12 protein-coding genes are annotated in these 14,584 nt (G+C 66.5%); 8 read left to right on the top strand and 4 right to left on the bottom strand.

Features of this window, described 5'->3' with window-relative positions; all coding sequences use genetic code 11:
* Positions 1 to 118: 118 nt before the first annotated feature.
* Positions 119 to 1,039, bottom strand: coding sequence for a LysR family transcriptional regulator (locus FND50_RS17590; RefSeq protein ID WP_144286518.1), 921 nt, complete (start codon positions 1,037 to 1,039; stop codon positions 119 to 121).
* A 351-nt stretch (positions 1,040 to 1,390) separates the two neighbouring features.
* On the opposite strand from FND50_RS17590, the gene FND50_RS17580 reads away from it, so the two are divergent.
* The 3 genes from FND50_RS17580 to FND50_RS17570 all read left to right on the top strand — a co-directional run bounded on the left by FND50_RS17580 (position 1,391) and on the right by FND50_RS17570 (position 5,001).
* Positions 1,391 to 2,785 carry an SLC13 family permease gene (locus FND50_RS17580; protein WP_144286516.1) on the top strand — a complete coding sequence of 465 codons (1,395 nt, stop codon included), beginning with the start codon at positions 1,391 to 1,393 and terminating at the stop codon, positions 2,783 to 2,785.
* Positions 2,786 to 2,993: 208 nt separating this feature from the next.
* Positions 2,994 to 4,112: a PrpF domain-containing protein gene (locus FND50_RS17575; RefSeq protein WP_081276498.1), complete on the top strand. Its 1,119-nt coding sequence runs from the start codon at positions 2,994 to 2,996 to the stop codon at positions 4,110 to 4,112.
* Positions 4,113 to 4,155: 43 nt separating this feature from the next.
* On the top strand, positions 4,156 to 5,001 hold the full coding sequence (locus tag FND50_RS17570) for a CoA ester lyase (protein ID WP_144286515.1): 846 nt from the start codon (positions 4,156 to 4,158) through the stop codon (positions 4,999 to 5,001).
* A 6-nt stretch (positions 5,002 to 5,007) separates the two neighbouring features.
* Here FND50_RS17570 and FND50_RS17565 read toward each other — a convergent pair whose 3' ends face one another.
* Positions 5,008 to 5,928, bottom strand: a complete 921-nt coding sequence (locus FND50_RS17565) for a LysR family transcriptional regulator (RefSeq protein WP_005262520.1) — start codon at positions 5,926 to 5,928, stop codon at positions 5,008 to 5,010.
* Between the two features lie 224 nt (positions 5,929 to 6,152).
* On the opposite strand from FND50_RS17565, the gene FND50_RS17560 reads away from it, so the two are divergent.
* From FND50_RS17560 to FND50_RS17550, 3 genes are all read left to right on the top strand, one after another.
* Entirely contained in the window at positions 6,153 to 7,424 is a 1,272-nt protein-coding gene (locus tag FND50_RS17560) for a CaiB/BaiF CoA-transferase family protein (protein WP_144286514.1), read from the top strand.
* Positions 7,424 to 8,215 carry a CoA ester lyase gene (locus FND50_RS17555; protein ID WP_007295935.1) on the top strand — a complete coding sequence of 264 codons (792 nt, stop codon included), beginning with the start codon at positions 7,424 to 7,426 and terminating at the stop codon, positions 8,213 to 8,215. The genes FND50_RS17560 and FND50_RS17555 overlap by 1 nt, the downstream gene beginning before the upstream one ends.
* 139 nt (positions 8,216 to 8,354) lie before the next feature.
* Positions 8,355 to 9,581, top strand: coding sequence for an NAD(P)/FAD-dependent oxidoreductase (locus FND50_RS17550; RefSeq protein ID WP_144286513.1), 1,227 nt, complete (start codon positions 8,355 to 8,357; stop codon positions 9,579 to 9,581).
* Positions 9,582 to 9,707: 126 nt separating this feature from the next.
* Here FND50_RS17550 and FND50_RS17545 read toward each other — a convergent pair whose 3' ends face one another.
* Positions 9,708 to 10,997, bottom strand: coding sequence for a glutamate dehydrogenase (locus FND50_RS17545; protein WP_144286512.1), 1,290 nt, complete (start codon positions 10,995 to 10,997; stop codon positions 9,708 to 9,710).
* Positions 10,998 to 11,183: 186 nt separating this feature from the next.
* Between FND50_RS17545 and FND50_RS17540 the strand changes: the two genes are divergently transcribed.
* Both FND50_RS17540 and FND50_RS17535 read left to right on the top strand, forming a co-directional pair.
* Positions 11,184 to 12,113: a LysR family transcriptional regulator gene (locus FND50_RS17540; RefSeq protein WP_144286511.1), complete on the top strand. Its 930-nt coding sequence runs from the start codon at positions 11,184 to 11,186 to the stop codon at positions 12,111 to 12,113.
* 399 nt (positions 12,114 to 12,512) lie between these two features.
* Complete coding sequence (locus tag FND50_RS17535) at positions 12,513 to 12,869, top strand: hypothetical protein (RefSeq protein ID WP_005262506.1); 357 nt, start codon at positions 12,513 to 12,515, stop codon at positions 12,867 to 12,869.
* A 298-nt stretch (positions 12,870 to 13,167) separates the two neighbouring features.
* Here the strand turns inward: FND50_RS17535 and FND50_RS17530 are convergent, their stop codons facing one another.
* Positions 13,168 to 14,571: an FAD-dependent oxidoreductase gene (locus FND50_RS17530; RefSeq protein WP_144286510.1), complete on the bottom strand. Its 1,404-nt coding sequence runs from the start codon at positions 14,569 to 14,571 to the stop codon at positions 13,168 to 13,170.
* Positions 14,572 to 14,584 lie beyond the last annotated feature (13 nt).

Genomic DNA, 14,584 nt, shown 5'->3' with positions numbered 1-14,584 from the left:
CAAGCGGTGACACCACAACGAGGTATCGAGCAGGGCTGGGGCGAAACGCCGCTCGTCAGCGTCATCGACACTCGCACCCCTTGTTCCGAAGGGGTGGTCGATCAGCTGTAGGCCGGTTCTACGCCTGTGTGGCGATGGCGTCGGCGGCGTCGTGTAGCGCCCGGGAGACGGCGTGCATGCCGGGGGTGTACTGCCGGCGGGCGAGCGAGGCGATGTAGATCGAGCGTGTCGGGACCCGGTCGGTGGGACGAAATCGGACTGCGTAGACGTCGGGGCGATGATGTGCGACGGCCAGACGCGGGACCATGGCGATGCCGACTCCCGCTGCGACCATCGCTTCGATCTCTTGGTAGTCATGGGCCTCGTAGACGACGTTGGGGGTGAATCCGGCCGTGTCGCAGCTGCGGTAAAGCACTTCGGCCGCCGGGTGGTCGGCGTTGCGGATGATCCACTTCGCCGATCGCAGCGATGCCACCGTGACATCGACGGCGTACGGCGCGTCGAACGGGACGAGCAGGACTGTTTCGTCCTCCATCAGCGGCACGAGGGCGAGGGATTTCTCGGTCTCCTCGGTCCAGTCGTAACTCCAGAGCAACGCCATCTCGACCTCGCTCGAATGGAGCATCTCCAGCAGTCGCGGGCGGACCGCGGATTGGACGCGCACGTCGATGCCCGGCCAGTGGGCGTGATAGTTCTTCAGCGCGTCCGAGAGCAGTGAGGCGCTGACGGTGGGGAAGGAGCCGAGTCGGACGGTGCCGCGCTCGAGTCCCAGCAGAGCTTCCAGGTCGCCGTGGGCGGCACGCATTTCCTGACGGAACAGGCGCGCACGCGTGACGAGAATTTCGCCGGCTTCCGTCAACCGGACGCCACGAGGCAGGCGGGTCAGTACCGGCTGCCGGATCTCCTGTTCCAGTTTGGCGATGCGCTGCGACGCGGCGGAGGGCGTGACGTTGGCGCGTTCTGCGCCGCCGGTGAGCGATCCGGCCTCGTCGATGTCGAGGAGCAGGAACAGGGTCACCACGTCGAACGAGTTGCGCATCGATACCTCCAACAAGCCTTTAATCCTGCTAAACCCCGTCGTAGAAATACGACATTGTCATAAACATAACCCGCTCATAGTGTGATCTGCGTAATGATCAAGTGAAGGATGTGACATGCAGACGATCGCTACTCCCCCGCACGGGATCACGGCACGGAATCGCCCCGACGACGCCGTCGATCACGCAGTGCGCTCACTGCTCGTCGCGCCGGCCGGCATCAGCGAGGTGGCGGAAGAGACAACCCCCGCCCCACGCCTATTGTCTCCCAATTCTATTCACGTCCGTCCGTCGCGACCGGCTGCCGCCCAGGAGCCGTTCGATCCGCCCCGCAGCGAACCGAAAGTACGCCCATGACTTCCATCGAGATACTGCCACTGATCGCGTTGGTGGCAATGTTCGTGATAGCCACCTTCTTCCCCATCAACATCGGCATCTTGGGGTTCATCGGCGCATTCGTCGTGGGCGCCTTCATCCTCGGCTACGACGACAAGGAAATCCTCGCCGAGTTCCCCAGTTCGATCGTGCTGACGATCATCGGCGTCACTTACTTCTTCGGTATGGCGAAGAAGAACGGGACGATCGACCTCCTCGTCAATGCCTGTATACGTGGTGTTCGTGGACGGGTGACGATCGTCCCGTGGGTGTTCTTCTTCTGCGCCTCGGTGCTCACAGCCCTGGGCACGTTCAGCCCGGCTGCCGTTGCCTTGATCTCGCCGGCGGCGATGTCCTTCGCCGCTCGGACTCGAATGAGTCCGCTGGTGATGGGCATCATGACGATCAACGGTGCGCACGCCGGAGCGTTCTCGCCGATCTCGGTCTCGGGTGTGCTGGTCCGTGACATCGTCGAGTCGAGCGGCCTGACGATCGCGCCCTGGACCCTGTTCTTCGCCAGCTACGGCATCAATCTGCTGCTCTCGGTCCTCACAGTGGTCGGCTACGCCGTCCTCGCCCGGGTACGGAACCTCGAGTTCACCGCTACCGGCTCCAGCGCCGGAATCGACTCCGACGGCGTGGGGAGCGTACTACGCACCCCCACTGCGGGACCCGGTGGAATCCCGGCCGGCGGATCGTCCGGCCGGGGCGGCACCCAGGTACTCATCCGGACGCCGCGCACCGAGGTCGGCACCGACCACGACGTGCAGCCGGTCACCGGGGTCCAGAAGCTCACGCTCGTCCTGATCGCCGGGGTGTTGGTGCTGGTCCTGGTCCTGCATATGCCGATCAGCTTCGTCGCCATCGCGGCCGGTGCGATCCTCGCCTTCACCGACCTGTCCAAGCAGAGTGAGGCCATCGCCGGTATCAGCTGGTCCACGGTCCTGCTCGTCGCCGGCATGGTCACCTACATCTCGCTCATGGAAGAGATCGGCACGATCGACCATCTCGCCGAGATGGCGATCACCATCGGCGCACCGCTGCTGGTCGCCGTCGTCCTCTGCTACGTCATCGGCGTCACCTCGGCGTTCGCATCGTCGACGGCGCTTCTCACCGCGGTCATCCCGCTCGCGCTTCCTCTGCTGCAGACCGGGGCGCTGCCGGTCGTCGGAGTCGTGGCAGCACTCGCCATCTCCGCCACCGTCGTCGACGTCTCCCCGTTCTCTACCAACGGCGCACTCGTCCTCGCCAACGCCCAGAACATCGAGCGTCCCCGGTTCTACCGGCAACTGCTCCTCAACGCGGGCATCGTGGTCGCGATCGCGCCGGCCCTGTGCTGGCTGGTGCTGGTGGCCGTCCCGACTCTGGTCTGACGCGCAGACAGCACCCGCGAGGGTTTAACTGAAGTTAACCCTCATCGATTTATTCGCCATTGTTCTCCACCCTGATGTAGGTCAGGGTGGGCAGTGGGACACCGCTGGGAAGCACGCTCCCCATCCGATCAGAGCCTCCAGCGGTGCCTCACAAACTCTTCGAACCCGAAAGGTGGGCCGGACCGTGTTCACACTTCATGGAACCTGGATGCGGGGAGGAACCAGCAAGTGCTGGCTGTTCAACGCATTCGACGTCGATCCGCTCATTGCTCAGGCCGGCGGCCTGGATGCCATCTTGACGTCGGCATTCGGCTCGGGTGATCCGCGTCAGCTCGACGGTGTCGGCGGCGGCAGCTCGACCACATCGAAGGCGGCGATCGTGCGCCGCTCCAGCGAGCCCGGAATCGACGTCGACTACCTGTTCGCTCAGGTCGCGATTGGTGACCGCCAGGTCGAATGGGGCAGCAACTGCGGAAACTGCGCCACGGCGATCGGGCTGTACGCACTGCAGTCCGGGTTCGTTCCGGTGGACTCCGCGACGACGACCGTGCGGATGCGGAACCAGAACACCGGCGCGATCCTGGACGCCCAGATCGCCACTCCGGGCGGGATGATCCCCACCGAAGGCGACGCCGCCGTGCCCGGTACCAGCGCGTTGGGTGTCCCGGTGGGGCTCACCTTCACCGGTCTCGCCGCCGGTGCGGCCACACTGCTGCCCACCGGCGCCGCCGCCGATCAGATCTCGATTGCCGACCACACGTACCGCGCCACGATGGTCGTCGCCGGCGCCCCGGCTGCATTGTTCAACGCTGCCGACCTCGGGCTGACCGGTGCGGAGGACAACCAGACGATCGCCGAACACCTGCCGTTGCTTCTCCGGTTGCGACAGGAAGCGTCGTTGCGGATGGGACTGAGCAAGCCGGGAGATCCCGTCTCCCATGCGATTCCGAAAGTCGGTGTAGTGGGTCCGCCGGCGGACTACCGCACCAGCGCCGGCGTCGACATCCGCGGTGACGACTACGACATCTCGGTCCGGATGCTATCGATGCTCGCCCCGCACCCGGCGATCGGGCTCACCTCCGCGGTCGCCGTCGCCGCGGCCTCCACCGTGACCGGAGGTGTCGTCACCGACAACACACAGGTCCGGTGGCCGGGATCGCTTCGGGTGGGAACACCCGCCGGGGTACTCGATGTCGACCTCTCCGTTTCCCTCGACGGGGTACTCGAATCGGTCACCCTGCACCGGGCGGCCCGCCGTATCGCATCGGCGGAACTGTTCGTCACCGCCCCGGCGCCGGCTCCGGCACTGGTCGGCTCCGCGCGGTGAGGACTCCGCACAGCCCCGCCCCCGCGATGCGACAGGAATCCTGATGCCCGAGAAGATCGCGATCGCGCCCAGACCGATCGACACGCGGATCGCCCGATCCTGGCTTCTGGTCAACGGCACCCGAACCGACCTGTTCGACCAGGCCGACCGCTCCTGCGCAGACCAGATCGTCCTCGACATCGAGGACGCCGTCGACCCCCAACTCAAATCCACCGCGCGGGAGGAGGTCGCCGCCTGGCTCGAGAACACCTCGGCCTGGGTGCGGATCAACGACCGGTCCTCGTCGTACTGGAGCGATGACGTCGATCGCCTCGCCGGGCTTCCCGGACTGGCAGGCGTGATGCTTGCGAAAACCGAAGCCGCAGAACATATCACCGAAACCTTCGACCGACTCGGCGCAGCCACCCCGGTACTCGCGTTGGTCGAATCCGCCCTCGGAATCGACCGGGCCGGTGATATCGCCCGCGCCCGCGGCGTCTTCCGACTCGCCTTCGGCAGCGGCGACTATCGCCGCGACACCGGCACCAGCGCGGACGACCTCGCCATGGCCTACCCCCGCTCCAGACTGGTGGTCGCCAGCCGAATCGGCAACCTGCCCGGACCGATCGACGGTCCCACCGTCAGCAACAGTCACACCGTGCTGCGTGAGCAGTCGGCCGTGTCCGTGTCCCTCGGGTTGACCGGGAAGCTGTGCCTGGACACCGAACAACTGCCGGTAATCAACGAGTCGATCAGCCCCACGCCCTCGGACGTGACCTGGGCGCGGGAGTTTCTCGCCGATTTCGAAGCCCGCGGCCGCGTTGTCCGCGACGGCAGCGACCCGCCCCGGCTCGGTCGGGCCGAGAAGATCACCCGCCTCGCCGACGCGTTCGGAATCCGCCGGAGCTGACCGGTCCTATCCGGTTTCGAATCCCTCCTGCAACTGGTGGGCGGCGGCAGTGCACACCGCGATCCCTTCCTGCGCGGCCGGGCTGAGCCGCCGCTCGGTCAGATGCGCGACCAGGATCCGGCGCTGCGGCGGACGGGTGGCGAGGGGAATCGACCGGACGTCGGGCCGAAGGTTGAGTACGGCCAGTCGCGGAGCAATAGCCACGCCGAGCTCGACAGCCACCATCGCCTGCACCTCACCGTAGTCGTGCGCGAAGACACTCGTGCGTGGCGTGAAACCACCTTGCTGACAGAGCTTTTCGAGGGTCTGCGCGACCGGATGATCGTCGGCGCGGACCACCCACGATTCGTCGCGCAATTCGGCGATCCGGATCGAGTCGCGGTCTGCCAGACGGTGCCGTTCCGACACCAGCAGCACGGTCGGATCGTTCATCACGTGGTGGTACGTCAACGTGGGGTCATCGACCCGATTCCACTCGTAGTCCCACAGCAGCGACAGTTCGGTCTCCCGGCGACGAAGCGCATCGACCAAGTACGCGAACCGGCCACTGAGCACCTTCAGCTCGACCCCCGGGTGCCGGGTCTTGAACTCCTTGACCACGAGTGGCAGCAGTGACGACCCAGCCGTGGGGAACGTGCCGAGCGCCAGCACACCTGCACGCAGCCCTTTGATCTCCGCGAGTTCGGCATCGGCGGCCTCGAGTTCGATCAGGATGCGTTCGGTGTGCTTGACCACCGACCGCCCCGCCTCGGTCAACACGATGCCGCGCGCGTGCCGCTCGAGGAGCGGTTGCCCGGCCTCCTTCTCCAGCTTGGCGATTTGTTGGGAGACAGCCGATGTGGTGTACCCGAGCGCCGACGCTGCCGCGGTGATCGACCCATGCTCCGCGACCGCGCGCAGCGTGAACATCCTGGTCGTGTCCAGCACCCACCCACCTCCTGTGGCTTTAGAGAAAGTTAACACCTGTCAATACATCCGTGATTGTAGTTGAACCGTGCGAGTGTCAGGCTGAGCTGGCGGCAGTGGCAGCTCAACACTCCGGCCGCACCGTGACACCGGCTCGCACCCGCCCCGTCGGACGACGCTCGTCCACGGCGACGGATGTCGAGTGCCGCCCACCGCATCTACTCCCCCACGCGTGAGGACAGCCTATGACTGCACACCCGAGTGACGTCCATTCGCCTGACGACCAGGCCGACGCCAGCACAGGCAACCGCCATTCTCCGACGCGTGGCCCCCTGCACGGCATTCGCGTCCTCGACATCAGTACCGTCTACGCCGCACCGATCACTGCCATGATGCTCGGCGACTACGGCGCCGACGTCATCAAGATCGAGCACCCCACAGGCGATCCCGCCCGCTCACACGGAGCACGCAAGGACGGCCACGGTCTGTGGTGGAAGGTGATCTCGCGCAACAAGAGATGCATCACCCTCAATCTCGGCACCGCCGAGGGTCAGCAGATGCTCCGCGACCTCGTCGTCGATGCCGACGTTCTGGTGGAAAACTTCCGCCCCGGTGTCCTCGAGAAGTGGGGATTGGGACCGGACCGGCTCCACGACCTCAACCCCGGGTTGATCATGCTGCGGGTCACCGGCTTCGGCCAATCCGGTCCCTACGCCGAGCGCCGAGCATTCGGGACCCTCGCCGAGGCCATGAGTGGATTCGCGCACCAAACGGGTGGCGAGGACGGTCCGCCGACGTTGCCGCCCTTCGGTCTCGCCGACGGTGTCGCCGGACTCGCCGGCGCATTCGGTGTGGTGACCGCGCTGCTGCACCGCAACGGCCCGGACAGCGACGGAAAGGGGCAGGTCATCGACCTGTCTCTGCTCGAACCGCTGCTGGGGATCCTTGGCCCCGGCCCCACCGCGTACGACCAGCTCGGCACCATCGCCGGTCGCAACGGCAACCGCTCCCCCAACAACGCCCCACGCAACACCTATCTCACCAAGGATGGGCGGTGGGTCGCCATCTCCGCGAGCGCCACCTCCGTCGCCGCGCGCGTCATGCGCCTCGTCGGCCGCCCTGACGTCGTCGAACAACCCTGGTTCGACTCCGCCCGCGAACGCAGCCGAAACGGCGACCTTCTCGACGAGGCCGTCGCGAAATGGATCGCAGACAGGCCGCTGGACGAAGTCACGGCCGAATTCGAACGCGTGGGCGCCGCACTGGCACCGATCTACGACGTCGCGCAACTGATGAACGATCCGCACGTCCTACACCGCGACTGCATCACCACCGTCGTCGACGACGACCTCGGCCCGATCAAGATGCAGAACCTCATGATCCGCATGCTCGGAACACCCGGTGCGATAAACTTCGCCGGCCGCCGACTCGGCCAGGACAACCAACAGTTCTACAAGGAAGCCCTCGACATCGACCCGGACCGACTGACCGAACTCGCCGAGAAGGGGGTCCTCTGATGGACCGCAGCTACCTGTTCGCCCCGGGCCACAACCGAAAACTCCTCGGCAAGGTGTTCGACGCCGGCGCAGACGCCGTCATCCTCGACCTCGAAGACGCGGTGCCACCCGCCGAGAAGTCGACGGCGCGGGACAATGTCGCATTCGTCCTCACCACCCACACCGCATGGGTGCGGATCAACGCGCCCGGCACCGAACTCGCCGGAGCCGACCTCGATGCTGTCGCTTCATCGGCTCACGGCATCCGCATCCCCAAGGTCGAAACACTCGACGACATCCACTGGGTCGCGGACCGCGCCCCCGGAAGACCCCTGATCTGTGCCATCGAAACCGCGAAGGGCGTCGCCAACGCCTTTGCGATCGCCGAGCACCCCGCGGTCACCCATATCGCCCTCGGCGGTATCGACCTGCAGAAGGACCTCGGCACCGGGAAAGGGGACGCACCTATGCAGTACGTGCGCTCCCACCTCGTCGTCGCCGCCCGCGCCGCCGGCATCGCCCCACCGATCGACAGCGTCTACCCGCACATCGACGACACCGACGGACTCGTCCGCCAGGCCACCCACAGCCGTGACCTCGGCCTGTTCGGCAAGTCCGCCATCCACCCCGCTCAGCTTCCGGCCATCCACACCACCTTCAGTCCGCGACAGAACGACATCGACTGGGCTCGACAAGTCATCGAGGCATTCGAGAACGCCGGCGGGGCCGCGGTGCGACTGCCCACGGGCGAATTCGTCGATCTCCCCGTCGCGGAACGGGCAAGGAAGATCCTGGACTTTGCGCACGCCTGACAAACCCCCACCCCCCGCTCCCGGCCATAGCCCCAACCGTGGACCATGCTGATCTTCCTGGTGTGGTGCGGCGTAGATTTCAGCGACGGACAGATTCGAGCCGACCCGCCACCCGCCCTAGACCTGGCACGATGGCAGGGTGACTGAACCCAATCGCGTCCTCGTCCTCGGCTCGGGATTCGCCGGCTTATGGGCCGCGCTGGGGGCGGCGCGGCGGCTCGACGAACTCCACGCGACGGGCACCGTCGATGTCACGGTGATCAGTGCGCAGCCGTTCCACGACATCCGGGTCCGCAACTACGAGGCAGACCTGAGCGCGTGCCGTATCCCGCTGAGCGATGTGCTGGACCCGGTCGACGTCGGGCACATCGCCGCCGAGGTGACTGCGATCGACACCGCGGCGCGCACCGTCACCGTCTCGGGCCGCGGGGCACAGCGCACGCAGAGGTACGACCGTCTGGTCATGGCTCTGGGCAGTCGGGTGGCGACGCCCGATATCCCCGGTTTGCGGGAATTCGGCTTCGACGTGGACACGTACGACGGCGCGATGAAGCTACAGCGCCACCTGGCCGCGCTGTCCGACGGCCGAGCGGACGTGAACGCGGCGACCGCGGTGGTGGTCGGCGCCGGCCTCACGGGCATCGAAACTGCGTCCGAGTTGCCCGGAAGGCTGGCAAAGGTGTGCGCGGGACGCAACGTCGAACCGCGGGTGGTGCTGATCGACCACAACCCCTACGTCGGTTCCGACATGGGCTCATCGGCGCGACCGGTGATCGAAGCGGCGCTGTCCGACAACGGCGTCGAGACGATGACCGGTGTCGGCGTCGCATCTGTCGACGAGCACGGCGTGACGTTCTCCTCCGGAGAGGTGATGGCCGCGGGCACCGTCGTCTGGTGCGCGGGCATGCGGGCGAATCCGCTGACCGCACAGCTCGGTGGCGAGCGCGACCGGCTCGGTCGTCTGCCGGTCGACGACTACCTGCGGGTGATCGGTTCGCCCGGAGTATTCGCCGCCGGTGACGTCGCCGCGGCGCGGGTGGACGACGACCACCTGTCGGTGATGTCGTGCCAGCACGGGCGCCCGATGGGCCGCTACGCGGGCTACAACGTCATCGGCGACCTGCTCGGGGAGCCGATGCTCCCGCTCCGGATCCCTTGGTACGCCACCATTCTCGACCTGGGACCGGCGGGCGCGGTGTACACCGAGGGGTGGGACCGCCAGGTGGTGTCGCGCGGCGCGCAGGCCAAAGCCACCAAGGTCACCATCAACACCGAACGCATCTATCCCCCGTTGAACCGCGACCGCGACGCGCTGCTGGCCGCCGCCGCGCCGGCGCTGCAGGCACGACCCGATCCTGGACAATGACTTTCGGGAAATCGAGGACTCGTCGCCGCCTACTGCGCCACCGCCGCAGGAAGCCGATCCGTCACACGCGGCGAGCCCACCGGGAGGGATGGTCCGGGAAGCCAACGGGACCGCACCGCCCACCGTTCACGGGACAGTGAGCGCCGGCACTGCCGGAGGATCGGCGGGAGCCGGCGCACTGCGGTTGGCCGCGACGAGGTCCCACGCGGTCTGCCGTGGCGCCACGCCGTCCAGGATCCATTTGCCGAGCAGCAACGCGACCTTGGCCAGCATCTCGGTACGCAACCGCAGGAACGAATCCTCCGGATCGGTGCCGACCTGACTGAGTAGCACCCACCAGGCCCAGGCGACTGCTCCGGCGTTGGCGACGAAGTCGGGGACCACCGGAATGCCCCGGCCGGTGAGCACCGCCTCTGCGCGCGGGGTCGTCGCCGCATTCGCAGCTTCGATCACGACTTTCGCGGCGACCTGGTCGACGTTGTCCGTAGTGATCGCGTATGAGATCGCGGCCGGGACGAGGATGTCTGCCTCAGTGGCGATCACAGCCGCGCCCGGCAAGCGCTGAACATGCGAGGGGACGCGGGAGCGGTCGATCTCGCCGTAGCCGTCCCGCAGGTCGAGCAGCGCGGGAACGTCCAGGCCGTCAGGGCAGTACAGCGTGCCGAGGGCATCGGCGACAGCAATCACGCGCATACCGGCCTCGTACAGATACCAGGCCGCGCCGCCCCCCATGGTCCCGATGCCCTGGATGGCCACCGTCGTTTCGGCCTGAGGCCACCCACATGCTTGCACCGTGCCGATGCAGGCCTGCGCGACTCCGTAACCGCCGATCACATCGCCCAGCAGAAAACCGCTGGGCACCGGGGCGTTCAACGCGGCCCGTACCCGGCGCAGAGTCCCCTGCGGATCCTCCGCACGGCTGATCGCCGCATGGTAGGACTGTTGAAGGCCGAGTCGCGCGAAGACGTCGTCGAGCAGATGCTGCGGCACCCCCAGATCCTCCGCGGTCACCCAGTGCGCGGCCAGCCACGGGCGCATCGCCTGACAGAACCGCTCCAGAACACCGACGGCGCGGGGGTCCTTCCGGTCGAAGTCGATGCCACCCTTCGCGCCGCCGACAGGCAAGTCGAAAATGGCGGTCTTGGCAGCCATGCCTCTGGCCAGATCCTCGACCTCCGACATCGTGCAGCCTGCCCGCATCCGGGTGCCCCCGGTCGCCAGGTCGGACACCAACGTGTGCACGACGAGGTAACCATGAGCTCCGGTGACCGGATCAGACCACGTCACACGTAACAGGGGCTCACCGCGGTGCGCGGTCGCCACCTCGATGTGGCGCTGCGTCGCAGTGTTCGCACGGTGGTCATACTCCCGGTGCTCGGTGGTGCGCCCGAACCCGCATTCCGTCGTCGTAGTCACCTCGATTTACCCCAATCGTCCTCAGAAAATCTTCGTCGCCACGACCACTCAGCCGATGACGCCAGAGTGCGCGCGCTGGTGACCAGGCGTCCAGTTACGAATCTTGGATGATTGCGTTCACGCTTTCTACACAGCGCAACGCGTGGTCCGGTTGGACGGTTGGGAATGGATGCCTAGGCTGGCGGCATGGAGCTGTCATTGCGCCGGTTGCGGATGCTTCGGGAGTTGCACCGCCGAGGCACCGTGACAGCCGCGGCGCTGGCCTTGCACTACACCACATCCGCGGTATCGCAACAGCTCACCCAGCTCGAACGCGACGTCGGCGCAAAGCTATTCGAGCGGCGCGGTCGGCGGGTACAGCTCACCGAGATCGGCCTGCTCCTCGCCGAGCACGCTGAGGAGATCATGCGATCGGTGGACCGCGCGACGACCGCTCTCGAGCAAACGCAGGAAGGGGTCACCGCCCGATTGACCGTTGGAGTGTGGGCGTCCGTCGCGTCGAGCCTGGTGCCGAGTGCGCTGACGTTGCTGGCCGCCGAGCATCCCGGCATCGAGGTGCGAACGAGGGAGCTCGCGCCGGAAGATACCGCAGTGGCAGTGCAGGACGGCTCGCTGGACTTCTCGTTCGTGATCGACTATTCCGACTACCCGATGCAGTGGGACCCGGAGTTGACCAGGGTGGTGATCGCGGTGGAACGACTGCACGCAGCACTGCCTCCGGGAACGGTGTCCGCCAGAACCATAGCGCTGGCGGACCTCGCTGAGCATCCCTGGATCCTTGCGGGACCCAGGTCGCATTTCGGCCGCGCGGTGCGCTTGGCCTGTCAGCGTTGCGGATTCGAACCCAGGATCAACCATGAGGTCGGCGAGCAGGCGACGGCGCTCGCGATGGTTGCCGCAGGCCTGGGAGTCACCCTTGTCTCCGATCTCGGACTGACGCTGCGCCCGCCAGGAATGGACGTCGTCGCGCTGACCGAACCGCTCACTCGAACGATCTCCATCGCCCATCGGGGGACGGCCGCGCACCGACCGCCGCTGCAACTGGTGATCGACGCCGTGCGCGCCGCGGCGGCCGCACAGGGGCTCGCCGCACGGTCGCCGTACCCGTACCCGTAGCCGTAGGCGACACACGTTTACCGGACAGTGCCCACCCGTCGGATGAATGATCCCTATCCGCACCGCCGCCGGATTGCGATGCAGTGCAGGTCAACTCCTGCATGAGGTCTCTCGCGGATCAGTGTCCCGGAATCGACTGAGCGAGAGATGAGCCGGATCAATGCATAACTATGCGGTGCTAACTTTTTTGGGAAATGCGTGGGTGAGGATGTGCCAGGATCGCTCGGAGCGGCCATTGGCGAAACCGATCTGCGGTTGCTCCGGTCGCACGTCGCACTCACACCTCGCACGACTATCCACGGAAAGGGTCTACCGTCGAGGTGAGAGTCCAGAGATGAGGCCACGGTGAGTACAACGGATGACAAGCGACGAGACGTCCTCGACGAGCACACGCTCCACATGGGCGCGGGCTTCAAGGAGAAGGACCGCGCGCACGTGCGAGAGGTGTTGTCGGCGCTAGCACCGCACCTCGGGCGTTGGGACCCGAGCGATGTGGACGTGGAAATCTCGGTGAAAGACCGGGGCGGCAAAGAACAGCGAGTCACGTTACGCACGACGCTCCCCGGCCTTCCGCCATTGGTGGCGGCCGCCACCGATCCCCACCTGGTTCAGGCTCTCGGCGCAGCGAAGCATGAGCTGATCCGGCAGATCGAAGACCAGAAGTCGGCACGGGAACCAAAGAACAACCGACAGCTCAGGAACAAGACAATCCGACATCTCGGCGCCCTTCGGACGCCACACACGGACACTCCGTGACCGCCGGCGTCGGCACACTGGGCGGCCTCACGAAGAGGTCCAACGTGACCGTCCTTCTGCTTCGGCAACATGGCGGCGTTCTTCGTCACCGGGAGCGTGACCATGACGTGACCCGACCCGCACAGTCCAGCTCGTCGCCGTAGACGAGCCGTGCACTCCAAGTCGAACACCCACCGCAGGACGGTCACCGCCCCAGTTTGTACGGGGTTGCTGATCGCGTAGATGCGGGCGATCCGGCCGTCCACGACCAGCAGACTCATTGCGGCGGCTGCGCCATCGAAGTCGAATCGGGCCCCGGTCACACCCGCGAGTGCAGGTCTGCGGCGAGTTCCGTTACGGTTTCCGCGGCGCAGCTACGGTTGTCGCCGACGCCGCCGACGGCGCCTCGTTTCGCCCATCCGACGACGTACAGTCCGTCGAGCGGCTCGCCCGTCTCGAGAGAGATCACACGACCTCGGCGGTTGGGCACGACCCCCCGCTCGTCCACAGGGATGCCGTCGAGCGGCTTCGTCGTGAATCCGGTGGCGCATATCGCGGAGTCCGCGAGGAAGGTCCGACCGGTCGTCGTGGTGACGGCGACGCCGCCGGCCACTGTCTTCCCGAGATCGGTCACCTCCTGTCCGAAGGACAGCACAACGCGCAGCCTGCCCACGTCCGTGGTGGTCCGGCCATCTGCCGCGGAAGTGTCGGCAGCGGGCAGGGCGGAAATGTCACGTAGCAGCGGGGCGTCGGCACCGGCGCCCGGCCGACGGCCGGCGCGGTCGATCAGCACCTCGGCGTTCTCGAGGTCCAGAAGCTCATAGAACGCCGACGGCGTGAAGGAGGCGCGATCGGGGGCCGATCGCGACAACACCACCACCTCCGTCACCGCTTGGGCCGCGGTACCTCGGTCGCGTGCCCTGGCCATCCATCGGATGACATCGAAGGCGACGTTTCCCGCCCCGATCACGAGGGATCTCGGACCCAGTGGCCCGCGCGGGCGAAAGCCGGACGCCTCACAGTTCTCGGCCACCAGAATGTCGATGGCCTCATAGACACCCTCGCCGCGATCCGCGGTCGTGGGTCCGAGTCGCCGCGGCTGCGAAGCGCCACACGCGAGCACTATGGCGTCGAATCTGGTCCGGAGGTCTTCGACCGAGACATCCACACCGACTTCTGTGTTGTGGAGAATCGTGATGCGATCGTCGTTGAAGGGCACGTCGAAGAGCCGCATCATGTCGCGAACGCCGACGTGGTCCCGGGAGACGCCCCGGCGCAGGAGGCCCCCGATCTCGCCGTGCTGTTCGAAGATGGTGATGCGTACCGAGGTCGATCGCCGAAGGAGTTCGCGAATCGTGTACATCGCCGCCGGCCCGGATCCGACGACGGCGATCTTCCGCATCTCGCTGGGCTTGCCCAGTGGTTGCTCGAAGCGGATCCGTCGCGACCGGGGCCGGGACTTGGCGGGAGCCTGCTCGAAGAACTCTGCGTTGCGGGCCGCGTAGGGCCGTTCGGTGACGGTCAACGTCCACTCGGGTTTGATGGCAGACGCCGGGCAGGCCTCGACGCAGGCGGTGCAATCGATACACGAGCGCGGGTCGATGAACAACGTCTCCGCCGACTCGAAACCCGCTTCGCCGGGAGCAGGGTGAATGCAATTCTGCGGGCACACCCGCACGCACGAGGCATCCTTACAACAATGCCCCAGGACAACGTGGGTCACAACGACTCCTGCT

The organism is Rhodococcus sp. WB9, assembly GCF_007558985.1.
Lineage (GTDB): Bacteria > Actinomycetota > Actinomycetes > Mycobacteriales > Mycobacteriaceae > Rhodococcus_F > Rhodococcus_F opacus.
This window is presented reverse-complemented; position numbering and strand designations above follow the sequence as displayed.

Bases quoted from the DNA above. Each gene is read 5' to 3' on its own strand.
- FND50_RS17540 (WP_144286511.1), top strand. From the start codon at position 11,184: ATGGAGCTGTCATTGCGCCGGTTGCGGATGCTTCGGGAGTTGCACCGC.
- FND50_RS17535 (WP_005262506.1), top strand. From the start codon at position 12,513: ATGGGCGCGGGCTTCAAGGAGAAGGACCGCGCGCACGTGCGAGAGGTG.
- FND50_RS17560 (WP_144286514.1), top strand. From the start codon at position 6,153: ATGACTGCACACCCGAGTGACGTCCATTCGCCTGACGACCAGGCCGAC.
- FND50_RS17555 (WP_007295935.1), top strand. From the start codon at position 7,424: ATGGACCGCAGCTACCTGTTCGCCCCGGGCCACAACCGAAAACTCCTC.
- FND50_RS17570 (WP_144286515.1), top strand. From the start codon at position 4,156: ATGCCCGAGAAGATCGCGATCGCGCCCAGACCGATCGACACGCGGATC.
- FND50_RS17580 (WP_144286516.1), top strand. From the start codon at position 1,391: ATGACTTCCATCGAGATACTGCCACTGATCGCGTTGGTGGCAATGTTC.
- FND50_RS17590 (WP_144286518.1), bottom strand. From the start codon at position 1,039: ATGCGCAACTCGTTCGACGTGGTGACCCTGTTCCTGCTCCTCGACATC.
- FND50_RS17575 (WP_081276498.1), top strand. From the start codon at position 2,994: ATGCGGGGAGGAACCAGCAAGTGCTGGCTGTTCAACGCATTCGACGTC.